This window comes from Nonomuraea sp. NPDC049269 (genome assembly GCF_043197155.1).
Lineage (GTDB): Bacteria > Actinomycetota > Actinomycetes > Streptosporangiales > Streptosporangiaceae > Nonomuraea.
Genome location: NZ_JBICSO010000013.1, coordinates 54637 through 76699 on the forward strand (window position 1 = coordinate 54637; position 22063 = coordinate 76699).

Consider the following 22063-nt stretch of genomic DNA (forward strand, 5'->3'; position numbering starts at 1 on the left):
CGAACGGTATGTAGTCATCGCCATACGGAGCGTGGCGCTACGATGAACGGCCGATCCGACACGACGAGCGGTCGATTCCGGAGCCCCCGCGAACTCGGGCACGCGGGCAGTCCGGACCGCCACAGAGACATTCAACCCGGTTGACCAGGGAACTCGCGCCCAGCACGAAGAAACACCCCGCGCCGCGAACGGCGCGGGGGGCCGTTCACACTCCCCGCGTTCACGCCCACCCCCGTCCGTCTGCCCGCCCGGAAAGACGGGCGGGAAGACGGACGGCGGGACGGTCAGGAGATGGCGCCGCGGTGCTGGCGGACCAGCTGCTCGCGCACCTGGCGGCTGTGCCGCCGGCTCACCTGGAGCGTCTCGGTGCCGACGGTCAGCATCACCCTGCCGCCCTCGAATCTGAGCTCGCTCACGTGCCGCGCGGAGACGAGAGTGCTCCTGTGCACCCTGATGAACCCGGCGTCCGCCCAGCGACGTTCCAGCGCCGCCAGGGACATGCGTACGAGGTAGCTGCCGTCCACCGTATGGAGGCGCACGTAGTCGCCCTTGGCCTCGGCGAACCAGACCGCCTGCTGCGGTATGAACCGGGTGATCCCGCTCAGCTCAACCGGGATCACATCGTCGAGGCCCGGCTCGGGGGGCGGCGAAACGGCCACCTCCAGCCGGCGCACCGCCTCGGCCAGCCGTTCGGCCCGGACCGGTTTCAGCAGATAGTCGACGGCCTCCAGCTCGAACGCCCGCACCGCGCACTCCTCGTGCGCAGTGACGAACACCAGCCTGGGCGGGCTGGGGAAGCCGCCGACGAGCCTGGCCAGGTCGAGCCCGTCCATGCCCGGCATCCTGATGTCGAGGAACACCCCGTCGAGCCGCTCGCCGGTCCCGATCATCTGCACCATCCCCTGCAAGGCGGCGACACCGTCGCTCGCGGTCGTGACCTGCTCCACCCTGGAGTCCTTGCGGAGCAGGTAGGCCAGCTCTTCCAGGGCGGGCACCTCATCGTCGACGGCCAGCACACGCAGCATGACCTCAACGCTGCCTTAATAACGCTGAGGTCACAAGCGACTTGCGAACGCAGCGCGAATAATTGACTACAGAGGGCTAAGGCGCGTCTTGGGCACGCGGAGCCGCACCGTGGTGCCCGAGCCCAGCGCCGTCTCCACCACCAGCCCGTAGCCGTCGCCGTAGATCTGGCGCATCCGCACGTCCACGTTGGCCAGGCCGATGCCGTTGCCCTCGCGCCTCGGGTCGTCGTCGAGCACCCTTCTGGCGTGCTCGGGATCCATGCCGGTGCCGTCGTCCTCGACCGTGATGTGCGCCTCCGGCCCGGCGTCGCGGGCCACGACGCGTACCTCGCCGGTGCCGCCGCGGCTGCCCATGCCGTGCTTGATCGCGTTCTCGACCAGCGGTTGCAGGCACAGGAACGGCACGGGCACCGGCAGCACCTCGGGCGCCACCTGCACGCTGAAGCGCAGCCGGTCGCCGAAGCGCGCCCGCTCCAGCAGCAGGTAGCGGTCGACGCAGGTCAGCTCGTCGGCCAGGGTGGTGAAGTCGTGCGCTCTGCGCAGCGCGTATCGGGCGAAGTCCGCGAAGTCCAGCAGCAGTTCGCGGGCGCGCGCCGGATCGGTGCGGACGAACGAGGCGATCGTGGTCAGCGCGTTGTAGATGAAGTGCGGCGAGATCTGCGCGCGCAGGGCCCGCATCTCCGCCTCCAGCGCGCGCCGCCGCGAGGTGTCGAGCTCGGCCAGCTCAAGCTGACCCGACACCCACCGGCCGACCTCGGCGACGGTCCGCACCAGCGCCGCGCTCACCTCCTGGTCGAAGGCCGCCAGCGTGCCGACGAGCTTGCCCTCGACGAGCAGCGGCACGACGACCGCGCCGTACGGCTCGCCGGCGAACACCTGTGCCCGCCCGGACGCCAGCACGGTCCTGGCGTAGGTGAGCACCTCGTCGGTGCACGGCCCGTCCCAGGCCAGCGCCGCCTCGGTCGAGGTGATCGCGACGGCGTACGTGCCGAGCAGGGCGTGCAGATGGCGTACGGCCTTGCGGGCCGAGTCGCGGTTCAGCCCGGCGCGCAGCGAGGGGGCCGCCAGCGCGGCGATGTGCAGCGCGGTGAACGTCGCCTCGTCCTTCCAGTCGCCCGCGGGAGGCTCAGCCGGCTCGGGCGGCTCCGGGCGGCTGCGCGACAGCCGGGCGACCGCATAGCCGAGGAAGAAGGTCAGGGAGGAGAGCACCACGCACGCGGTGGTCGACATGCGGGCAACCGTAGCCAACAACGGACCGTGTTCGGGGGAAAACCCTACGGAGGGCCTTCACCGGGTTCTTCCTGGTAGGAGTAGCGTTGCTCGCGCCAGGGATCGGCCACGTTGTGGTAGCCGCGTTCCTCCCAGAAGCCTCGGCGATCTTCGAGGAGATACTCGACGGCCCGCACCCATTTGACACTCTTCCAGGCGTACAGATGGGGCACGACGGCGCGCACGGGGAAGCCGCGGTCGGCGCTGATCGGCTTGTCGTCCAGTTCCATGGCGAACAGCGTGCCCGGGGCGGTGAAGTCGGACATCCGGATGTTGGCGCTGTAGCCGTACTCGGCCCAGATCATCACATGCCGCACACCCGGGTCGGGCGGCGCCGCCGCGACGATGGTCGCCGGGCTCACGCCCCGCCATTCGTTGCCCATGATCGAGAACTTGGTCACGCAGTGGAAATCCGCGATGACGCCGGTGCGCGGCAGGCTCTCGAACTCCGGCCAGGTGAAACGGTGCTCCTCGCCCGAGGCGGTGGCTCCGAGGACGCGGAAGTCCCAGCTGTCGGGCCGGAACTGAGGCACCCTGCCGTAGTGGATCACCGGCCGGCCGCGCGGGACGTACTGGCCCGGAGGCAGGCGCGATTCCTCCACGTACACTCCCCTCGCCGGTTTCCGTGGTCTTGGGCCATCCTGCCACCGGCCCGTGCGTGCCTCGCGCGCGGGTGCGGTGCGGTAGCATCGGGTCCATGCGTAACGCGTTCCTGTTTTGGTATGGCGACGGACCCGAGTCCGTTCGCCAGCTGATGCTGCGTTAGCACACAGGCGAACGAAAGGCCCCGGGTCCACAAGGACCCGGGGCCTTTTGGCGTTTCAGGGCTATGTCGTTCTATCAAAGGAGCAGCAGATGGTGATCGTGATGGGCCAGGAGGCCACCGGGGATGATCTCGCGTCGATCGTCGCGGTCGTCCAGGCGGCCGGGGTCGAGGCATTCGTGAGCAGGGGTGTGCGGCGCACGATCGTCGGGCTGGTGGGCGATGTGGCCCAGCTCGACGAGGCGAGCCTGCGCGGCATGCCGGGGGTGCGCGACGTGATGCGGGTGAGCACCCCGTACAAGCTGGTGAGCAGGGAGAACCACCCCGAACGGTCCACGGTCCACGTGGGCGGCGTGCCGATCGGCCCCGGCACCGTGACACTGATCGCGGGGCCGTGCGCGGTGGAGACGCTCCAGCAGACGCTGGAGGCGGCCAGGATGGCCATGGCGGCGGGCGCGACGCTGCTGCGCGGCGGCGCCTTCAAGCCGCGCACCTCGCCGTACGCCTTCCAGGGGCTGGGCGAGCAGGGCCTGCGCATCCTCGCCGACGTGCGGGAGGAGACGGGGTTGCCGATCGTCACCGAGGTGGTCGACGCGCAGGACGTCGAACTGGTCGCCTCGTACGCGGACATGCTGCAGGTCGGCACCCGCAACGCGCAGAACTTCGCGCTGCTGCAGGCGGTCGGCGCGGCGGGCCGGCCGGTCATGCTCAAGCGCGGCATGAGCGCCACGATCGAGGAGTGGCTGATGTCCGCCGAGTACATCGCGCAGCGCGGCAACCTCGACATCGTGCTGTGCGAGCGCGGCGTCAGGACGTTCGAGACGGGCACGCGCAACACGCTCGACATCTCGGCCGTGCCGGTGGCGCAGCGGCTGTCGCACCTGCCGGTCATCGTCGACCCGTCGCACTCGGGCGGCCGGCGCGATCTGGTGCTGCCGCTGACCCGCGCGGCGATCGGCGTGGGCGCCGACGGCGTCATCATCGACGTGCACCCGCATCCCGAGCAGGCGCTCGTCGACGGGCCGCAGGCGCTGGTCGACACGGATCTGGGCGAGCTGGCCCAGGTCATGCGGGACTTCCCACCGCTGCTCGGCAAGACCGCCGCCGCCGCGATGGTGGTCTGACCCGCTCCTGACGGGTACGGCCGGCACGGCGCCAGGTCGGCCGTACTCATCAGTAACTTGAGTATGTGACCCCATGCGCCGACCTCGCGCCCGGCGTGACGATGGTCGGCATGACGAAGCCCATCCAACCCACCCAGACCACCGCCTATTACGTCCAGGCGATCCTGTCGTTCGCCGTCTCCGTGTCGTCAGTGGTGATCGCTCTGGTCTATCTCCCGGCCTCCGGGTGGATCAGGGCCTTCCTCGCACTGGGCGTCCTTTACGTCATCACCTCGACCATCACGCTCAGCAAGGTCGTACGCGACCGCCAGGAGCTGTCGGGGGTCAGCACCCGCGTCGACCAGGCCCGCCTGGACAAGCTGCTGGCCGAGCACGACCCGTTCAGGGTCGACTCGGCCTGATAGAAGCCTGAGGCCGGGCCCGCCCGGCTGGATGGCCCCCTACGGGCGGCCCGGCCTCAGCTCAGAGTTTGTACTCCTGGATCGAGTCGGCGAGCTGGACGGCGAGCTCTTCGGCGTCCAGCCGCTTCTCGATCTGCTTGAGGTCCTCGATCTTCGCGCGCGTCTCGGCCCGCTTGGGCGCCAGCAGCGAGCAGCAGTCCTCGTCGGGCAGCTCGGAGATCTCCAGCGTGCCGATGCGCCGGGCCTCGGCCATGATCTCCGTCTTGTCCCAGCCCACCAGCGGGCGCAGGATCGGCAGCTCGACCGCGTGGTCCTGGGCGGTGATGTTGGTCAGCGTCTGGGAGGACACCTGGCCGAGGGCGTCACCGGTGATCAGCGCGGCGGCGTGGATGCGGTGCGCGACCTCCTCGGCCGTCTTGAGCATGAGCCGCCGCTGGGCGATCACCGCGAGCCGGTCCTGCCCCGAGGTGCGGATCGACTGCTGGGCCTTGCCGAACGGCACCACCCACAACCGCGACCGGCCCTGGAACCGGTCGAGCTTCCTGACCAGCGCGTACGCCTTGTAGATCGACTCGGACGTGGTGAACGGGATGCCCGAGAAGTGCAGGAAGTCGACGTGCAGCCCGCGACGCATCATCCGGTAGGCCGCCACCGGCGAGTCGATGCCGCCCGACATGAGCACCAGCGCCCGGCCGCTGCTGCCGACCGGCAGACCGCCCTGGCCGGGGATGCCGTCGGTGAAGACGAACACCTCGTCCCTGTCGACCTCGATGTGCACGGTCAGCTCGGGGTCTTTCAGCCTGACCGGCAGGCCGTAGGCGTCGTTGATGGCGCCGCCGACGAGCCGGTCGAGCTCGTTGGAGCGCAGCGGGAAGCGCTTGTCACGGCGGCGCGAGCGCACCGCGAACGTCGCCCCGCGCTTGACCTCCTCGCGCTCGGACACGAGCTCCAGGCTCGCCTTGAGCACGGCGTCGGGGTCCTTGGCGACCCGCCAGGCCGAGTGGATCCAGACCAGCCCGGGCACGTCGGCGACCCGCCGGGCCACCGTCTCCGCCTGCTCGGCCGTGGCGCCCTCGGGCAGGAAGATCGCGATGACGCCGTGCCGCTTGCGTACGTCGAGCTTGAGGCCGAGCTCTTTGACGGCTTCGCGGATGTTGTCGACCAGCCGGCGTTCGAACAGATCACGGTTCTTGCCCTTGAGGACGATCTCGCCCAGCTTGAGCAGAACGCAGGGCTCGCCCAGGGCGGACATCGACATGGCAGAACCTCCGGGAGTAATGGGGACGCGCCGAAGCCAACGCCTCGACCCACCGATTTTAGTCCGCGTCGAGCCCTTGCTCGATCGCATATCGCACCAGTTCCACCCGGTTGTGCAGCTGGAGCTTCTGGAGCGTGTTCTGGACGTGGTTCTGCACGGTCCGGTGCGAGAGCACGAGCCGGTCGGCGATCTGCCGGTAGGACAGGCCCTTGGCGACCAGCCGCAGCACCTCGGTCTCCCGGTCGGTCAGCCGCGGCCCCTCGGCCGGCGCGGGCTGGGCGGCGAGTCGCCGGTACTCCCCCAGCACGAGCCCGGCCAGGCCGGGCGTGAACACCGCGTCGCCGTCCGCGGTCCGCCGGACAGCGTCGAGGAACTCCTCCCGGCTCGCCGACTTCACCAGATATCCGGAAGCTCCGGCCTTGACCGCGTCGAGCACGTCGTCCGGCTCGGCACTCGCCGACAGCACCAGCACCCTCGGCGACGGCGACATCCCGGCCAGCCCCTTGGCCACCTCCGCCCCCGACATGTCGGGCAACCGCAGGTCGAGCACGACCACCTCGGGCAGCACGGCTCCGGCCACGCGGAGCGCCTGCCGTCCCTCGCCGACGACGGCGACCACCTCGTAGCCCGCCTCGGCCAGATCCCTGGCGACCCCGTCGCGCCACATCGGATGGTCGTCCACCACCATCACCCGCACCATGGCCGCCACTCTAGGGTCACGAAGCGTCAGGCAGGGACCGTGAGCTCGATCTCGGTACCCTCTCCCGGGACGCCGGTGATCAGGACGTGGCCGCCGAGGCCCTCGATGCGGCCGCGGATGGACTGGGAGACGCCCAGGCGGCCGTCCGCGGCGGCCTCCGCCAGACGGCCGGCCGCGATCCCCGGGCCTTCGTCGCGGACGCTGACCGTCACCGTGCCGTCCCCCGACTCGGCGAACACCCACGCCCGCGCCGCGGGCCCGCAGTGCGCGCGGACGTTGTCCAGCGCCGCCCCGACGGCCGCCGCCACCTCCTCGGCCACCGGTCCTGGCAGCGCCAAGGGCGTCGCCGGGGCCGAGATCGTCACCTGCTCGGAGCCGTACCGCATGAGCAGCGGACGCAGATCCATCACCCCCGTCGGCGGGGGCGCGGGCCGGATGAAGAGCGCGCGCAGGGCCGATTCCTGCTGACCGGCGAGACGGCCCAGCTCCGCGGCCTCGCCGCCGAGTTCCTGGCCGCGGCGCTGGACCAGCGCCAGGACCTGGAGGACCGAGTCGTGGACGTCGCGCGCCAGCCGGTCGCGTTCGCGCTGCGCCGCCTCCATCTCGACGGCCCGCTGCATGCGTTCCTCCGCCTGTTTGGCCAGCCGCGCCACGTGACCCACCACCACGCCCGTCATGAACAGCAGCACCGCGCCGTTGATCAGGACGGGCGCGTCGGGCCCGCGGACCCGCAGCCACAGGTCCGCCGCCGCGACGACGGCCGCGGCCACCGTGCCGAGCCGCCGCCCGCCGTGCACCGCCCAGGCCAGCACCGGGCCGGCGATCCAGGTGGCCGGGACCGGCATGGTGCCCTCTCCGGGCGGCCGGGCGCCTTCCACGTACGGCGAGGCGAGCAGGCAGGCCACGGCCACCAGGAGGTCGAGCACGAGCAGCGGCCACCGGCGCAGCGCCTCGACGGAGTAGGCGAAGATCGCCGCGGCGGTCCACAACCCCATGACGCCGATCACCAGCCACCCGGTGAGCGGCTCGGCGTACCCCCGGTGCTGCGCCAGCAACACGGCGGCGTACAGCAGCGAGGCGACGCGGAACACCGCTATCGCTCGCCAGAACGGCCTTTCGATGCCCATGAGCCCTTCTCATGTTCCGACATGACAAGTTGACAGATAGTCGAGATATCCATGTGAATGGGACAGGTCAACTGGCAGAATCCGGTGCACCCTAATGCAAGGAAACTGACTAAATGTCCGCTGTTAACCATTTCGTCCACGGCCCGCTCACGCCAGTCCTCGCCTACGTGATGTCGTGCATGGGGTCGATGCTCGGACTGCGGCTGACCGCCCAGGCGCACGCCTCCCGAGGCGCCTCGCGGATGCGCTGGCTGCTCGGAGCGGCCATCTCCATCGGTGGCACCGGCATCTGGGTCATGCACTTCGTCGCCATGATGGGTTTCGAGGTCGAGGGCACCCAGATCAAGTACGACGTGCCGCTCACCGTCGCCTCCGCCGTGGTGGCCATCGTGGTCGTCGGCACCGGCCTGTTCCTGGTCTCGTACGGCGGTGGCCGCGTGCTCGCCCTGCTCGGCGGCGGCCTGCTGACCGGCCTGGGCGTGGCCAGCATGCACTATCTCGGCATGTACGCGATGAACATGTCCGCGCACGTCTCCTATGACCGCAAGATCGTGGCCGCCTCCGTCCTCATCGCCGTGGTCGCCGCGACCGTGGCCCTGTGGTTCACGCTGCGGGTCAAGCGCGCCGTCTGGATCACCGGCGCGGCGCTGGTCATGGGCGTGGCCGTCTCGGGCATGCACTACACCGGCATGTACGCGATGCTGGTCACGGTCGACGCCGAACCCTCCCCCGTGCCCGGCGCCGACGCCCTCGACTTCCTCGTGCCGCTCATGACCGTGATCAGCCTGATCACGCTGACCATGCTGCTCATGGTCATCCTGTCGCCGTCGGAGGAGGAGCTGCACGAGGACGCCGAGCTCGTGGCCCGGCTGGAGCTGCGCAGGCGCGCCACCCACCAGCAACAGACCCTCCCCGCTCCCCCGCGGCCCGTCCAGCAGCGGCCCGTTCGCCCGCAGCCCGTCCGGACGCAGCCGATCTTCGGCGCACCCGTTCCGGAGCCGCAGCCGATCTTCGAAACGCCTGGATCCCCGACACAGCAGGGGTTCCCGCAACAGCCGACTCGTCCCCAGACACGCCGGAGATAGTTGCAAATCCACTTGAGCCCTGCTCATACTCCCTTATTCACATTTAAGGGACGTGTGGGCTTATGTCACCGATTGACCACTTCTCTCATGGGCCGCTGACCCTCCTCCTGGCCTATGCCATGTCCAGTGTGGGCTCCATGCTCGGCCTGCTGCTGACCTCGCGGGCCCGGCTGGCCGGCGGCAGGGATGCCCGGTTCTGGCTGGCCGGCGCGGCGGTCGCCATCGGTGGCACCGGCATCTGGACCATGCACTTCATCGCCATGATGGGCTTCTCGGTGCAGGGCACGATGATCCGCTACGACATGCCGCTCACCGCGGCCTCCGCGGTGCTCGCGGTCGTGGTGGTGGGCGCCGGGCTGTTCGTGGTGTGGCGGGGCGGCGAGCGCGCCCCGTACCTGCTCAGCGGCGGCGTCCTGACCGGTGTCGGCGTGGCCGGCATGCACTACCTGGGCATGTACGCGATGAACATGGCGGGGGACGTGAGCTACGACCCGCTGCTCGTCGCACTGTCCGTGCTCATCGCGATCGCCGCGGCCACCGTCGCGCTCTGGTTCACCCTGCGGGTCCGCGGCGCGGTCAAGATCGGTGGCGCGGCCCTGGTCATGGGTGTCGCGGTGACGGGCATGCACTACACGGGCATGTACGGGATGTCGGTGCGCGCGCACAGCCCGTCGGCGCCGATCCCCGGCGCGCCGGCCATCGACTTCCTGCTGCCGTTGATCGTCGGGATCAGCGTGATCACCATGGGGCTGCTGCTCGCCGTCATGCTCTCGCCCTCGGAGAAGGAGATGCGCGGGGAGGCGGAGTTCCTCGCCCGGCTGGAGGGCCGCGGCGGGCCGGAGACAGCCGCCGGGCCGAAGGAACGCGGCGGGGGCGCGCCGGATGTGGATCTCTTCGGCACGCCCCGCTCTTGATCTATGTCCTAGGTACGGCCTGCGGCGCGTAGGTGGGCCGCCGACTCGTCGCGGCGCAAGCCGTACCTCGAGGGGGTTGTAGCGGAAACCCCGCTGATTCAGAAGGTACGGCCGCCCGCTTGCAGGCCGCTTTCAATCAGCCGAAGAACACCTCGGCCTCCGCGTAGCGGGACACCGGCACCGTCTTGAGCTCGGCCGTCGCCACGTCGAGCCCGACGCGGACCATGTCGGTGCCGCGCAGCGCCACCATCTTGCCGTAGTCGCCCTCGTGCACCGCGTCGATCGCCTGCAGCCCGAACCTGGTGGCCAGGACCCGGTCGTAGGCGGTCGGGGTGCCGCCGCGCTGGATGTGGCCGAGCACGGTGGTGCGGGCCTCCTTGCCGGTGCGCTTCTCGATCTCCTTGGCCAGCACCTCGCCGATGCCGCCGAGCCGCACGTGGCCGAACGAGTCGAGCTCGCCGGCCTGCAGCGCCATCTGGCCCTCGACCGGGTGCGCGCCCTCGGCGACCACGAGGATCGGCGAGTAGCGGGTGCGGAAGCGCGACTCGACGTATTCGCAGACGCGGTCGATGTCGAACGGCCGCTCGGGGATGAGGATGACGTTGGCGCCACCCGCCATGCCCGCGTGCAGCGCGATCCAGCCCGCGTGCCGGCCCATGACCTCGCAGATGAGCGCCCGGTGGTGGGACTCGGCGGTGGTGTGCAGGCGGTCGATGGCTTCCGTCGCGATGTTGACCGCGGTGTCGAAGCCGAAGGTGTAGTCGGTGCCCGACAGGTCGTTGTCGATCGTCTTGGGCACGCCGACGACCTTGACGTCGCGGTCGTAGAGCTGCTTGGCCACGCCGAGGGTGTCCTCGCCGCCGATGGCGATCAGCGCGTCGACGCCGGTGGCCGCCAGGTTCTCCTTGATGCGGTCGACGCCCCCCTCGATCTTGATGGGGTTGGTCCGCGAGGAGCCGAGAATGGTGCCGCCGCGCGGGAGGATGCCCCGGACGGCCTGAATGTCCAGCGGCATCGTGTCGCCTTCGAGCGGGCCGCGCCAGCCGTCACGGAACCCGACGAACTCGTGACCGTAGACGCTCACCCCCTTGCGCACGACCGCCCTGATCACCGCGTTGAGACCGGGACAGTCGCCGCCTCCGGTGAGCACTCCGATTCGCATGACGGGTTCCTCCTATGGGTTTCTTGCCATTAGTGAAAACATCAGTCCTTCTCAGCTTTGTCTGAGATGGTCGATACGTGAAGCTCTCGGAGTGGGCGCGGCGGAACGGGGTGCATTACCAGACCGCCTGGCAGTGGGCGCGGGACGGGAAGATGCCGGTCCCGGTGGTCAAGACCGCGACCGGTAGGTACATGGTCCTGGATCGGACGGCGGAGGTCACGGGACGGACGGTGGCGTACTGCCGTGTCTCCGGCACCGACCAGCTGGCCGAGCTCGACCGGCAGGCGGGACGGGTGGTCGCCGCGGCTACCGGGATGGGCCTGACGGTCACCGAGGTCGTCGGCGAGGTCGGCTCGGGCATGGACGGCGACCGGCCGAAGCTCGCCCGGCTGCTGCGCGACGCGTCGGTGGGCGTGATCGTGGTCGAGCGCCGCGACCGGCTCGCCCGGTTCGGGCTGGAGCAGCTGTCGGCCGCGCTGGAGGCCACCGGCCGTCGCATCGTGGTCATCGACGACACCGAAGGCGGCGAGGGCGCCATCCCCGGCGCCCGGGTCGATGACGAGCTGCTGCGGGACATGGCCGAGGTCCTCACCTCGCTCTGCGCCCGCCTGTACGGCCGGCGCTCGGCCGCCCGCAGGGCCAGAGCCGCCCTCCGGGCCGCCTTCGAGGCAGCGTGAGGCGGCGCATGTCCCCGGACGACCGGGGCGCATGCCGATGGGGCCGGCACGAGGATCAACAAGATTCTCCGAACGCTTTCACAACCAGCATCGCATTCTGCCCGCCCGCGCGGGCAGTGGTCTAGACCAAATCGCGAGCGTAGCGAGCGAAACCCCTTCCGGGAGGCGATTTCGTGAGTGTGTTGGCCATCGACGCCGGGACGACAGGGGTGACGGCGCTCGTCGTGACCGAGGACGGCCGGATCGAGTCCAAGGGCTACGAGGAGTTCGCCCAGCACTTCCCCGAACCCGGCTGGGTCGAACACAACCCCGAGGACATCTGGCAGGCCACACTGAGCGCCTGCGCGGCGGCTCTGCGCGCGGCCACGTCCAGGCCGGCCTGCCTCGGCATCACCAACCAGCGGGAGACCGCGGTCCTGTGGGACCGGCGCACGCTGGCCGCGCCACGCCGCGCGATCGTCTGGCAGGACCGGCGCACCGCGGGCATCTGCGAGCGGCTGCGCTCGGCCGGCCACGAGCCGCGCGTCTCGGAGCTGACCGGCCTGCGGCTCGACCCCTACTTCACCGCCTCGAAGCTGTCCTGGCTGGCCGAGCACGACCAGGGCTCCTGGGAGGGCGTGCTGTCGGGCGACGTGGTGGTGGGCACCGTCGACTCCTACCTGATCGCCCGGCTCACCGCGGGCGCGCGCCACGTGACCGACTCCTCCAACGCCTCGCGCACCCTGCTGTACGGCCTGGCGTCCGGATCGTGGGAGCCCGAGCTGTGCGAACTGTTCGGGGTGCCCGAGTCCGCCCTGCCGGAGATCGTGCCCAGTTACGGCCCGATCGGCCGTACCGACCCCGGCGTGTTCCTCGGGCTCGACCTGCCGATCAGCGGCGTGGCGGGCGACCAGCAGGCGGCGCTGTTCGGGCAGACGTGCTTCCGGGTGGGCGAGGTGAAGTGCACCTATGGCACCGGCTCGTTCATCCTGACCAACACCGGCGAGGAGATCGTCCGCTCCGACGCGGGTCTGCTCACCACCGTCGCCTGGCAGACGCCGTCGGGAGACATCACGTACGCGCTGGAGGGCTCGGTCTTCGTGACCGGCGCGGCCGTGCAGTGGCTGCGCGACGGGCTGGGGCTGATCGGCACCGCGCCGGAGTCGGAGGCGGTGGCCCGCACGGTGCCCGACAGCGGCGGCGTGGTGTTCGTGCCCGCCCTGACCGGGCTCGGCGCGCCGTACTGGGACCCGGAGGCGCGCGGCCTGATCACCGGCATCACCCGCGGTACCACCAGGGCCCACCTGGTCAGGGCGACACTGGAGGCGATCGCCTTCGAGGTGCGCGACGTGGTCGAGGTGATGACGAGCGGGTCCGCACTGACGTCCCATGGCGCCGGCGCGCCGGTGCTCAAGGCCGACGGCGGGGCCAGCGGCAACGACCTGCTCATGCAGGTGCAGGCGGACCAGCTCGGCACGGTCGTGGAGCGGCCGGTGGTCCAGGAGACGACCGGGCTGGGAGCGGCGTTCCTGGCGGGTCTCGGCTCGGGCGTCTGGGGGTCGGCGGACGAACTGCGCGAGACGTGGCGGCTGGACCGCCGTTTCGAGCCGGGAACCCGCGACGACGCCGCGTACGAGCGATGGCGGGCGGCCGTCGCACTGGCATCTGACTCCCGGCGATGCTCACGAACCGGGTCGGGATAGGCCTGTCCCCTGCCGGCCACTACGTCGTGACCAGACGCAACGAACTCCACCAGGTGCTGAACTCCGTCACCGCGCAGGCGCACACCCTGCCCGCGGGGCAGTACCCGATGAGCTTCAGCCCGGACAACGAATATCTCCTCGTCCGGCAGCAGGATGGCACGTCCGCCGTCTATTCGACCGAAACCTGGGGCGTGGTCCGGACGGGGCCACGAGCCGCGTACTTCCCCGCGCTCCACGCGAATGGGACGACGATCGCCTACCTCGCCTCGGACCCTTTCGGCAAGGAACCTGACTACATCCGCTTCCTGGACCTGGCCGGCGGACCGGTCAGCTCTCCCATCAAGCTTCCCGCCGGCGAAGACGGCAACGGGCTGCTCTGGGACCGGGCGAACCACCTCGACATCCTGACCAGAGACCATTCCGGACACGACCTCGTCTGGCGCTGGCGCAGGGCGAACGACGGCATGCGGGTGCTCGACACCTTCGTGCAGCCGCCGAGCGAGTTCAGCATCGATGACGAACTCGATGTCTTCAGCGGGGTGCTCGACTACTGAGATTCATGGCGTCAACCTAGGGTTGACGATCCATAATCGTCAACCTATGGTTGACCCATGGATCAGACCGTACGTCTCGACGACCTCATCAACGCGATCAAGAGCCGTCACCCCGACGATGACCCCCTGGGCCAGCTCTCCGACGCCGTGACGCTGGGCGAGCACCTCGGCGAGGTGGCCGACCACCTCATCGGCCACTTCGTCGACAGGGCCCGGCACTCCGGCGCCTCCTGGACCGAGATCGGCCGCAGCATGGGCGTGACCAAGCAGGCCGCTCAGAAGCGGTTCGTGGCCAAGGAGGGCGGCTTGGCCGAAGACATCATCGCCCGCGCCTACGGCCGCTACACCAACAAGGCCCGCAACGTCATCGTGGAGTCCGAGAAGGCGGCCCAGAGCTCGGGCAGCGACCACATCGAGCCCGAGCACCTCGTCCTCGGGCTGCTGCGCGAGCCGGATGCGCTGGCGGCCAAGACCATGGTGACGCTCGGCGCGCCGCTGGAGCGGGTCGAGGAGGTCATGAAGGCCTTGCTCCCCCCGGCGAGCGAGAACGCGCCCGGCAAGCCGCCCTTCGCACCGCAGACCAAGAAGGCCCTGGAGCTGACGCTGCGCGAGGCGCTGCGGCTCGGCCACAACTTCATCGGCACCGAGCACATGCTGCTCGGCGTGCTGTCGCTCGGCGAGGGGACGGCCGCGATCGCGCTCGACGGGCTCGGCGTGACCAAGGAGGCCGCCGAGTCCGAGATCAAGCGACTGCTCGCCGAGCTCCTCCTCGGGCGCGACAAGAAGTCCTAGGGTGCCCCCGCCGGGCCCTGGGCGAACCTGGTCAGGATGTTGCGCGTCGCGTGGCGGGTGAAGGGGGCGGCGGCCTTGGTCACTCCGTGGCCGCACCGCCTTCCCCGCATCCCGCACACCCAGCGCATCGTGCCCGAGGCGAACACCCCGGCTCCTCCCGGGGCCGTGTAGTAGGTGCTGTCGGAGGTCGTCGCCCGGCCGCCGCAGTCGACCGGCGAATGGGCGAGCACCTTGACGTTCCGCGGCGAATCGGTGGACACCTTGTCCGTCTCGACGCCCGCCAGGCCGGGGAAGCTCCTGCCCCGGGTCCCCTCGAAGATCCAGTGGCCCGGCCTGCGCACCACGTAGGTCGCTTCGGCGGGGAAGCAGTCGTACTGCTGCCCCACCAACGTGCTCTCCGGCGCGGACGCGCGCCAGAGCGGGCACTGGGTCTCCTTGTCGCACATGATCATCCGGCCGTACAGCCCGATCCGCCAGTAGACGGCGTTGGCACCGAGGAAGGCCAGGTTCGTGCCGGCGTCGCGGGCGCGGGTGACGGCGGCACGCATGCCGGGCGACCAGTACTCGTCATGCCCCAGAGACACCACGGCCCTGGCCCCGTCCAGCACGCCGGGCCGCAGGTCCAGGCTGGTCAGGTAGGCCAGCGGCACCCCGCTCCGCTCGGCCACCGCGATCGCGGACCGCTCGAAGTCGAGGAAGAGCCGCGCGCCGGAGGTGTCGTAGGGCCGGTCGAAGGTCACCTTGCGCGAGCGTGTGTCGAACCCGCCCGGGCCCTGGTAGAGGCTGCGACCGCCCCACAGGTTGTACGCCTGCCAGGTCGTCACCGCGTTGACCAGCACCACCCGCCCCCGCGTCGAGGCCGAGCGCACGGTGATCGGGACGTAGCGCTGGCCGCCGGTGGAGGCGTCGAGGCGTACCAGGTAGGCGCCCTCCCGCCAGCCGGTGGTGTCGACGGTGAGCGAGGGCTTCCAGTGGGCGGCCGTGACCATGCCCTCCACCGTCTGGGGCGGCGCCTGGCGTACCCCTGGGAGACGGCCGGAGCGCCACACCTCGGCCGGGCGGGCGCCCATGCGGAAGGCGTACGCGGTGAAGTGCGGCGCGGTCGTGGAGACGCGCATCCGGAACCGCTCGCCGGGCAGCACGCTGACGCGGTCGGCGTATCCCTCGATCTCGTGCTCCGCGCCGCGCTCGGTGATGCGCCAGCGTGCCGGCCGGGCGGCGGGCGGGTCGGCGGGCGGGCTGACTTGCGGAGCCGTGACCGGAGGCGACGGGTGAGCCGGGGCGGCGGGGACTCCGCCGCACGCGGTCACCAGCAGGATCAGGACGACGAGGGACTTTCGCACAGCGCACCATGATCACGACCGGCCGCCCTCCGGGCCGGCGACTTGGCGAAGTCCTTACGCCGGCAGCACGCAAGAAGGGCTGTCGACCTCCAGCACCTGCCCGGTCGGCTCGGGCACGCCGTCCTTCAGCGCGAACTCGGTGACCACTCCCGAGTGCTGGTTGGCCACGTACAGGCGGTCGCCGTCGATGGCGAAGTGCCGCGGCCACTCGCCGCCCGACGGCACCTCGGCCACCAGCGACAGGTCGTCGGCCCGCAGCACGGTGATCGTGTCGGGGCCGCGGTTGGCCACGTACAGGAAGTCCCCGTCGAGATCGAGGTGGGAGGGATGGTTGACGCCCTCGGCCCGTGAGGCGAGGGTGCCCGCCGACTTCTCGCCGTCGATGAGCGTGACGATGCCGTCGAGCTCGCCCACGACGTACAGGCGCGAGCCGGAGAAGACCATGTGGCGCGGCCCGGTGCCCGGGGTCAGGCGCAGCGGCTCCAGCGCCTCGCCGTCGGGCCGGTAGCGGCGGATCTGGTCGGTGCCCAGGTCGGAGACGTACAGCAGGCCGTCGTGGAAGACCGTCTGGTGGGCGTGCGGGCCCTGCTGGCGCTCGGGGTGCGGTCCGGAGCCCTCGTGGCTCAGCACGATCGGGCGGCCCTCGAACGCGCCGCGGGAGTCGAGGTGATGCAGGCTCACCACACCGTCGCCGTAGTTGGCGACGGCGAGCAGCGTGCCCTCCGGATCGACCGCCACGTGGCAGGGGCTGTCGCCCATGCTGGGCCGCTCGTCCAGCGGGAGGAGCGCTCCCTCTTCGACGCTGAACGCGGTCAGCCAGCCCTGGGCCAGCTCGCCCACCGCGTACAGCACCGGCAGCTTCGGGTGCGCTGCCAGGAACGAGGACGAGGTGAGTCGGGTCAGCTCTCCGCCGGGGGTGACGATGCCAGGCCCATATCCGCCTATATACAGGTGCTTCACAGAAGGCATCTTCTCATGGTTGACTGCGGCAATGAGTTCGTTGACAAAGGCAAGGGTTTCCGAGATCAGGGCCTTCAACCGGTTCTATACGAAGGTCATCGGCGTTCTGCAAGCCGGAATGCTCGACTCTCCGTACTCGCTGACCGAGTGCAGGGTGCTGTTCGAGCTCGGGCACGCGGGCCGGCTGGAGACGGGCGAGCTGCGCGCCCTCCTCGGCCTCGACGCGGGCTACCTGAGCAGGATCCTGACCCGTCTCGAGGGCGACGGGCTGATCTCCAGGGAGCGCTCGGCCGCGGACGCCCGCAAGCAGCTGGTCCGGCTCAGCGCGGCGGGCGCCGAGTCGTACGGCCAATTGGACGTGCGGTCGGACGAGGAGGCCGAGCGGCTGCTGACCTCGCTGCCGGAGCAGGGACAGGAGCGCCTGATCGCCGGCATGGCCACGATCAGGGCGCTGCTGGAGGGCACCGGCGAGCGCGAGCCGTACGTGATCAGGCCCCTGCGGACCGGCGACCTGAGCTGGGTCGTCTACCGGCACGGCGTCCTCTACAGCCAGGAGCAAGGCTGGGGCATGGACTTCGAGCGGCTGGTCGCCAGGATCATCGGCGCGTACGACCCGGCGCGCGACATGGGCTGGATCGCCGAGGTGGGCGGGGAGCCCGCCGGGTGCGTGTTCTGCGTCCGCGAGGACGACACCACCGCGCGGCTCCGGCTGCTGCTCGTCGAGCCGTCGGCCCGCGGGCTGGGCCTGGGTGGACGGCTCGTCGGCGAGTGCCTGCGCCACGCCAAGGCCGAGGGCTACAAGCGGATCACGCTGATGACCCGCGACTGCCTGGTCAGCGCGCGGCGCATCTACCAGGCCGCCGGGTTCGAGCTGGAGTCGGAGCACAAGGGGACCGAGAACGGGATCGAGTTCACCGAGCAGGAGTGGAGCCGCGACCTCTAGGCCACCAGTTGAGCGGTCCGGCCAGGCGCATCAGGCTGGGCACCAGCACGGCCCTGATCACGGTGGCGTCGACGAGCACGGCGGCGGCCATGCCGACCCCGAGCATCTGCACGAACGCGACCTGGGCGGTTGCGTAGGCGGCGAACGACAGCGCCAGGATGCCGCCCGCCGCCGTGATCAGCGGCGCCCCGCGCTGGAGCCCGGCGGCCACCGCCTCGTTCGTGTCACCTGTCCGGTCGTACTCCTCCTTGATCCGCGACAGCAGGAACACCTCGTAGTCCATCGACAGCCCGTAGGCGACGCAGAGCATGAGGACGGGGATGCTCGCGTCGAGCGTGCCCGTCGGGGTGAAGCCGAGCAGGCCCGACAGGTGGCCCTGCTGGAAGACCCAGACGATCGCCCCGAACATGACGCCCAGGCTGAGCACGTTGAGGACGGTCGCCTTGAGCGGCAGGATCAGGCTGCGCGTCATGAACAGCAGCAGCACGAACGTCACACCCAGCATCAGCGCGATCACCAGCGGCAGCCGGTCGACCACCGAGGCGCGGTAGTCGGCCAGCTCGGCCGGATAGCCGCCGACCAGCACCTCGAACGGCGCGTCGACCGCCCGTACGGCCTCCACCAACTCCACCGGGTCGCCGGACAGCGACGCGGCCGACGGCACCACCGACAGCCAGGTGCCCGCGCTCCCGGCGAACCGGACCGGATCGCCGTCGCCCGTCCGCGCCCCGCCCGTGAAGGACCCGGCGGCGGAGTCGACCTGGGCGACGCCGGGCAGCCTCGACAGCCGCACCGCGTAGCCCGCCACGTCCGTGGCGGCTCCCCGGGACACGATCTGGATCGCGTCGGTCTCCTCGGCGGGGAAGCCCTGGCGGATCACCTCCTGCACCTGCCGCGCGGGCGCCTCGGCCGGCAGGATCCGGTCGTCGGCGGCGCCGAAGCGCAGGCTCAGGAACGGCGAGGCCAGCACGAGCAGCAGCACCGTGGCCGCGCCCCCGAAGATCAACGGCCTACGCATCACCCGTGTGGCGAGCCCGTGCCAGAACCCGTCCGGCCGCTCGGCCCGTTCCCGCCGCGGCAGCATCCCGCCGCCCGCCGAGGCGAGGACGGCCGGCAGCACCAGCACCGCCACGACCAGGCCACCGGCGACCACGGCGATGCCCGCATAGGCGAACGAGCGCAGGAAGCCGAAGGGCAGCGCGAACAGTACGGCCAGAGAGGCCGCCACAGTGAGACCGCTGAAGATCACCGTACGGCCGGCGTGCTCGACGGCTCCGGCCACGGCTTCGGCCCGGCCCGCGCCGCGCCGTACCTCTTCACGGAAGCGCGAGATCACGAACAGGCAGTAGTCGATCCCCAGACCCAGGCCCATCGCCAAGGTGAGGTTCAGAGCAAACGTCGATATATCCGCAAATATCAGGACGCCGCGCAGCAGCGCGAGCCCGATCACCATCGCGAACACCCCGGCCAGGATCGGCACCAGCGCGGCCAGCGCCCGGCGCAGGTAGAGCCAGAGCAGCACGAACGCCAGCGGGAAGATGACCAGCTCGGCCCGGACGAAGTCCTGCCTGGCCAGCGGCACGGTCTGCCGGAACACCTCCTCCCCGCCCCCGGCCCGCACCTGGAACGGCCCATTCCCGCCCCCCACCTCGAACGGCTCGCCATCGCCGGTGATGCGTGGCACGAGCTCAGGAAGCACCCGTGTCCGCACGTGGTCGGCGTCGCCGGGCACGCGGACCAAGATCAGCGCCTGCCTTCCGTCCGCGCTGCGCAGCGTCGCGGGCCTGCCCCGCGACCAGTAGGACGCGGCCTCCGCCACGCCGCCGGAGCGGGCGACGCGCGCGGTCAGCTCCTGCCCGGCGGCCGCGTTGGCCGGGTCGTCGACGGTGCCGGTCTTCGCGGTCAGCAGGAAGACCAGGTCCGGGCTGCCGGTGCGGAAACGCTCGGCCAGCTCGGCCTGGGCCCGGTCGGACTCCGAGCCGGGCGCGTCGAACCTGGACAGCGACAGCCGCGGCACCGCCCCCGCGGCCAAGGCTCCGGCGATCACGAACGCGACGAGGGCCAGCGACAGCACCAGCCGGCGCCGCCGTACCAGGAGGAACCCGAGCCTGCGGAGCGGCGGCCCGGTCGAGCGCGGCCCTGCCTGTGCCATGGTTTCGGTCTTCATAGGTTCTCCCCGACGAAATTCGGTAAACTACTCGTGTTTTTTCCGCCTCATCAGAAATACAAGTAGATGCTCGCATTTGTCAAAGTGGTGTGCCATGACTGAGCGCACGGTGCGCCGGCAGGCGCGCGGGCTCAAGCGCATGGCGGAGATCCTCGACGCGGCCGAGGTGGTGATCGCCGATGCCGGCTACCCCGCCATGACGACGAACCAGGTCGCCGCCCAGGCCGGGCTGTCACCCGGGTCGCTCTATCAGTTCTTCCGCAACAAGGAGGAGATCCTCGACGGGCTGGTGTCCCGCTACACCGACGAACGGGCGGAGTTCTGGGCCGAGCGGCTGTCGGCCGTCACGCCGGACCTGCCGCTGGAGACGCTGGTCGGGCAGGTCGTGGACCAGAGCGTGGCGTTCAAGGCGCACTCGCCCGCCTACTGGGCCGTGATGCACGGCTCGGCGACGGGCGACAATCTGGCCGAGGCGGCCAACCGCCTGCAGGAGGCGGTCGGCGAACAGGTGGCCGCCATGCTGCTGCGGCGCGCCCCGGACCTGGATCCCGCGCGGGCGCGCCTCATGGCCGCGATGGCGGTGGCGATGGTCTCGACCGTCATGGCGCTGATCTCCACGGCCGAGCCCACACGGGCGGCGCAGCTGATCGAGGAGCTGAAGGTCGCGCTGGTGCGGTACCTGAGGTAGTTGTTCTGTCTTGTGCAGTTGGTGACGCGGCCAGCGGGTGGTCGGCCGCTCAGCGCGGCGTATCGGCCAGTGCGGAGCCTCCCGGTCAGCCGGGGTGGAGAGGCTCAGGCCGGCGATCGGGCCGTCAAGGCCCAGGACCGCGGCGATGTCAGCCCGGCAGCCAGGGTCGTGATACCCGGTGGTGGACTTGTCCCCCGCGACACGTTTCCAGCCCCGGAAGCCGTCCGGGGGTCACGCGCTGAGGTCCCTCAGGCGCGGAAGGGGCCGACCACTTCGAAGGTGCGGCCGTCGTCGCGGCCCTGTCTGGCCGAGAAGTAGAGTCGGCCGCCGCCGGGAGCGAACGCCAGTCCCGTGAGCTCGGCCCCGCTCGGGCCACCGAGCTTGAGGAACGGCGTGACCTCCCGGTCGGGCGTGATGAGGTCGATCTGCGTCGACTGCCTGGCGACGTACAGGTCGCCCGACGGTGCCGCGGTGATGGCGCGTACGCCGTCGCAGATCCGGTCGAGTGTGGAGGTCTCGGCGTCGTAGGCCCACAGGCCGCTGTCGCCCTCGGTGGTGAAGTAGCAGACGCCGCCCGCGTAGTGGCAGCCCTCGCCGCCGTCGAAGTGGCGGGCGTCCTCTATCTGATGGCGCGTGGCCTTGAGCAGGGCGGCGGGCGAGGGCACCGGCTTCCAGTCGCCGCCGTCGCAGAGCACCTCCAGGGTGCCCTCGGTGAGATCGCCCCAATCGCCCGGCCTGAACCGGTAGAAGCACCCGTCGGGCTCTCCCTCCGTCAGGTAGACGACCTGCCGGTCGGGGTCGCAGGCGGCGGCCTCATGCTTGAAGCGGCCCATGGCCAGGCGGGGGCGCCCGGCGCGGGTGCCGTACGGGTCGCATTCGAAGACCCGGCCGCGGTGGCCGAGCTCGCACGAGAGCCAGCTGTCCCACGGCGTCGCGCCGCCCGCGCGGTTGAGGTCGGTGCCGGACAGGATGCGGTACGCGTCCGCGATCGAACCGTCGGCACGGAAGCGGAGCGCGGACGCGCCGCCGAGCAGCGGCAGCTCGGAGTTGGACACATAGATCCAGCCGGTGTCATCGGGGAAGCACGCGCCACCGTCGGGTGCCGCGTGCCAGGTCAGCCCGGCCACCTTCTGGCCCGAGCGGGCCACGATCCGGCCGCTGAACCCCCCGGGCAAGGCCAGATCGTCGCCGCCGGGCGGCTCCAGGGGGCCATATGGGCTCATCCCGCCCTGCCGAAGCGGACCCGTGCGGAGGAGCGTCTTGCTGGACATCGTGGAGCCTCCCTCTAAGTGCCACGCTAGTCGACCTCACCGACATGAATGCCAGGGATGTGCGAGATCAAACTCTGCGCGAACCTCAGGCGTGATCCAGCGACATCGGCACGGTTGCCACCAGTACCGCCCACTTCAGCACCGCTCACTTCAGCACG

General features: G+C 70.7%; 21 protein-coding genes. 10 read left to right on the forward strand and 11 right to left on the reverse strand.

From position 1 onward, the window contains the following. Positions 1-284: 284 nt before the first annotated feature. The 3 genes from ACGFNP_RS54225 to ACGFNP_RS54235 form a co-directional block, all read right to left on the reverse strand. Positions 285-1025: a LytR/AlgR family response regulator transcription factor gene (locus ACGFNP_RS54225; protein WP_393331995.1), complete on the reverse strand. Its 741-nt coding sequence runs from the start codon at positions 1023-1025 to the stop codon at positions 285-287. A 66-nt stretch (positions 1026-1091) separates the two neighbouring features. Further along, on the reverse strand, positions 1092-2255 hold the full coding sequence (locus ACGFNP_RS54230) for a histidine kinase (protein WP_358318455.1): 1164 nt from the start codon (positions 2253-2255) through the stop codon (positions 1092-1094). Positions 2256-2299: 44 nt separating this feature from the next. Then, positions 2300-2896, reverse strand: a complete 597-nt coding sequence (locus ACGFNP_RS54235) for a molybdopterin-dependent oxidoreductase (protein ID WP_393331999.1) — start codon at positions 2894-2896, stop codon at positions 2300-2302. A gap of 253 nt (positions 2897-3149) precedes the next feature. On the opposite strand from ACGFNP_RS54235, the gene aroF reads away from it, so the two are divergent. Next, positions 3150-4181 (forward strand): 3-deoxy-7-phosphoheptulonate synthase, encoded by a 1032-nt coding sequence (gene aroF, locus ACGFNP_RS54240; protein WP_393332001.1) that lies wholly within the window; start codon positions 3150-3152, stop codon positions 4179-4181. 110 nt (positions 4182-4291) lie between these two features. Beyond that, positions 4292-4582, forward strand: coding sequence for a YiaA/YiaB family inner membrane protein (locus ACGFNP_RS54245; protein WP_393332004.1), 291 nt, complete (start codon positions 4292-4294; stop codon positions 4580-4582). Positions 4583-4643: 61 nt separating this feature from the next. Here the strand turns inward: ACGFNP_RS54245 and thiI are convergent, their stop codons facing one another. Genes thiI through macS form a run of 3 tightly spaced genes read right to left on the reverse strand, consistent with a single transcriptional unit; the run spans position 4644 to position 7667 of the window. Continuing rightward, a complete protein-coding gene (thiI, locus tag ACGFNP_RS54250; RefSeq protein ID WP_358318451.1) occupies positions 4644-5840 on the reverse strand; it encodes a tRNA uracil 4-sulfurtransferase ThiI in 1197 nt (398 codons plus the stop codon). A gap of 58 nt (positions 5841-5898) precedes the next feature. Then, positions 5899-6540 (reverse strand): response regulator transcription factor, encoded by a 642-nt coding sequence (locus ACGFNP_RS54255; protein WP_358318450.1) that lies wholly within the window; start codon positions 6538-6540, stop codon positions 5899-5901. A gap of 26 nt (positions 6541-6566) precedes the next feature. After that, complete coding sequence (gene macS / locus ACGFNP_RS54260) at positions 6567-7667, reverse strand: MacS family sensor histidine kinase (protein WP_358318449.1); 1101 nt, start codon at positions 7665-7667, stop codon at positions 6567-6569. A gap of 113 nt (positions 7668-7780) precedes the next feature. Here macS and ACGFNP_RS54265 point away from each other — a divergent pair, with 113 nt between their 5' ends. After that, on the forward strand, positions 7781-8752 hold the full coding sequence (locus ACGFNP_RS54265; RefSeq protein WP_358318448.1) for an MHYT domain-containing protein: 972 nt from the start codon (positions 7781-7783) through the stop codon (positions 8750-8752). 62 nt (positions 8753-8814) lie between these two features. Further along, positions 8815-9666, forward strand: coding sequence for an MHYT domain-containing protein (locus tag ACGFNP_RS54270; protein ID WP_358318447.1), 852 nt, complete (start codon positions 8815-8817; stop codon positions 9664-9666). Positions 9667-9802: 136 nt separating this feature from the next. On the opposite strand, the gene ACGFNP_RS54275 is transcribed toward ACGFNP_RS54270, so the two are convergent. Continuing rightward, complete coding sequence (locus ACGFNP_RS54275) at positions 9803-10828, reverse strand: 6-phosphofructokinase (protein ID WP_358318446.1); 1026 nt, start codon at positions 10826-10828, stop codon at positions 9803-9805. Between the two features lie 77 nt (positions 10829-10905). Between ACGFNP_RS54275 and ACGFNP_RS54280 the strand changes: the two genes are divergently transcribed. From ACGFNP_RS54280 to ACGFNP_RS54295, 4 genes are all read left to right on the forward strand, one after another. Beyond that, positions 10906-11505, forward strand: coding sequence for an IS607 family transposase (locus tag ACGFNP_RS54280; RefSeq protein WP_358318445.1), 600 nt, complete (start codon positions 10906-10908; stop codon positions 11503-11505). A gap of 173 nt (positions 11506-11678) precedes the next feature. Beyond that, the gene (glpK, locus tag ACGFNP_RS54285; RefSeq protein WP_358318444.1) at positions 11679-13187 is read left to right on the forward strand and encodes a glycerol kinase GlpK; all 1509 of its coding nucleotides are present in this window, start codon (positions 11679-11681) and stop codon (positions 13185-13187) included. Next, complete coding sequence (locus ACGFNP_RS54290; RefSeq protein WP_393332011.1) at positions 13163-13741, forward strand: hypothetical protein; 579 nt, start codon at positions 13163-13165, stop codon at positions 13739-13741. Before glpK ends, ACGFNP_RS54290 begins: the two co-directional genes overlap by 25 nt. A 57-nt stretch (positions 13742-13798) precedes the next feature. Further along, a complete protein-coding gene (locus ACGFNP_RS54295) occupies positions 13799-14533 on the forward strand; it encodes a Clp protease N-terminal domain-containing protein (RefSeq protein ID WP_358318442.1) in 735 nt (244 codons plus the stop codon). Here the strand turns inward: ACGFNP_RS54295 and ACGFNP_RS54300 are convergent. Continuing rightward, complete coding sequence (locus ACGFNP_RS54300) at positions 14530-15876, reverse strand: N,N-dimethylformamidase beta subunit family domain-containing protein (RefSeq protein ID WP_393332014.1); 1347 nt, start codon at positions 15874-15876, stop codon at positions 14530-14532. The two genes, ACGFNP_RS54295 and ACGFNP_RS54300, sit on opposite strands and share 4 nt — an antisense overlap. 54 nt (positions 15877-15930) lie before the next feature. Continuing rightward, positions 15931-16845 (reverse strand): lactonase family protein, encoded by a 915-nt coding sequence (locus tag ACGFNP_RS54305; RefSeq protein ID WP_358318440.1) that lies wholly within the window; start codon positions 16843-16845, stop codon positions 15931-15933. 22 nt (positions 16846-16867) lie between these two features. Here ACGFNP_RS54305 and ACGFNP_RS54310 point away from each other — a divergent pair, with 22 nt between their 5' ends. Beyond that, positions 16868-17779 (forward strand): bifunctional helix-turn-helix transcriptional regulator/GNAT family N-acetyltransferase, encoded by a 912-nt coding sequence (locus ACGFNP_RS54310; RefSeq protein ID WP_358318439.1) that lies wholly within the window; start codon positions 16868-16870, stop codon positions 17777-17779. Here the strand turns inward: ACGFNP_RS54310 and ACGFNP_RS54315 are convergent. Beyond that, complete coding sequence (locus ACGFNP_RS54315; protein WP_393332019.1) at positions 17748-19946, reverse strand: MMPL family transporter; 2199 nt, start codon at positions 19944-19946, stop codon at positions 17748-17750. The two genes, ACGFNP_RS54310 and ACGFNP_RS54315, sit on opposite strands and share 32 nt — an antisense overlap. A 94-nt stretch (positions 19947-20040) precedes the next feature. Here ACGFNP_RS54315 and ACGFNP_RS54320 point away from each other — a divergent pair, with 94 nt between their 5' ends. After that, positions 20041-20634 carry a TetR/AcrR family transcriptional regulator gene (locus ACGFNP_RS54320; protein WP_393332021.1) on the forward strand — a complete coding sequence of 198 codons (594 nt, stop codon included), beginning with the start codon at positions 20041-20043 and terminating at the stop codon, positions 20632-20634. A 248-nt stretch (positions 20635-20882) separates the two neighbouring features. On the opposite strand, the gene ACGFNP_RS54325 is transcribed toward ACGFNP_RS54320, so the two are convergent. Next, on the reverse strand, positions 20883-21905 hold the full coding sequence (locus ACGFNP_RS54325) for an alkaline phosphatase PhoX (RefSeq protein ID WP_393332024.1): 1023 nt from the start codon (positions 21903-21905) through the stop codon (positions 20883-20885). Positions 21906-22063 lie beyond the last annotated feature (158 nt).

Excerpts from the sequence above, each read along its gene's own strand:
- thiI (WP_358318451.1), bottom strand. The coding sequence starts at position 5,840 with ATGTCGATGTCCGCCCTGGGCGAGCCCTGCGTTCTGCTCAAGCTGGGC.
- ACGFNP_RS54295 (WP_358318442.1), top strand. The coding sequence starts at position 13,799 with ATGGATCAGACCGTACGTCTCGACGACCTCATCAACGCGATCAAGAGC.
- ACGFNP_RS54225 (WP_393331995.1), bottom strand. The coding sequence starts at position 1,025 with ATGCTGCGTGTGCTGGCCGTCGACGATGAGGTGCCCGCCCTGGAAGAG.
- ACGFNP_RS54275 (WP_358318446.1), bottom strand. The coding sequence starts at position 10,828 with ATGCGAATCGGAGTGCTCACCGGAGGCGGCGACTGTCCCGGTCTCAAC.
- ACGFNP_RS54270 (WP_358318447.1), top strand. The coding sequence starts at position 8,815 with ATGTCACCGATTGACCACTTCTCTCATGGGCCGCTGACCCTCCTCCTG.
- ACGFNP_RS54315 (WP_393332019.1), bottom strand. The coding sequence starts at position 19,946 with ATGAAGACCGAAACCATGGCACAGGCAGGGCCGCGCTCGACCGGGCCG.
- ACGFNP_RS54325 (WP_393332024.1), bottom strand. The coding sequence starts at position 21,905 with ATGTCCAGCAAGACGCTCCTCCGCACGGGTCCGCTTCGGCAGGGCGGG.
- macS (WP_358318449.1), bottom strand. The coding sequence starts at position 7,667 with ATGGGCATCGAAAGGCCGTTCTGGCGAGCGATAGCGGTGTTCCGCGTC.
- ACGFNP_RS54320 (WP_393332021.1), top strand. The coding sequence starts at position 20,041 with ATGACTGAGCGCACGGTGCGCCGGCAGGCGCGCGGGCTCAAGCGCATG.
- ACGFNP_RS54265 (WP_358318448.1), top strand. The coding sequence starts at position 7,781 with ATGTCCGCTGTTAACCATTTCGTCCACGGCCCGCTCACGCCAGTCCTC.
- ACGFNP_RS54245 (WP_393332004.1), top strand. The coding sequence starts at position 4,292 with ATGACGAAGCCCATCCAACCCACCCAGACCACCGCCTATTACGTCCAG.
- ACGFNP_RS54310 (WP_358318439.1), top strand. The coding sequence starts at position 16,868 with ATGAGTTCGTTGACAAAGGCAAGGGTTTCCGAGATCAGGGCCTTCAAC.
- ACGFNP_RS54255 (WP_358318450.1), bottom strand. The coding sequence starts at position 6,540 with ATGGTGCGGGTGATGGTGGTGGACGACCATCCGATGTGGCGCGACGGG.
- ACGFNP_RS54305 (WP_358318440.1), bottom strand. The coding sequence starts at position 16,845 with ATGCCTTCTGTGAAGCACCTGTATATAGGCGGATATGGGCCTGGCATC.
- ACGFNP_RS54290 (WP_393332011.1), top strand. The coding sequence starts at position 13,163 with ATGCTCACGAACCGGGTCGGGATAGGCCTGTCCCCTGCCGGCCACTAC.
- aroF (WP_393332001.1), top strand. The coding sequence starts at position 3,150 with ATGGTGATCGTGATGGGCCAGGAGGCCACCGGGGATGATCTCGCGTCG.
- ACGFNP_RS54230 (WP_358318455.1), bottom strand. The coding sequence starts at position 2,255 with ATGTCGACCACCGCGTGCGTGGTGCTCTCCTCCCTGACCTTCTTCCTC.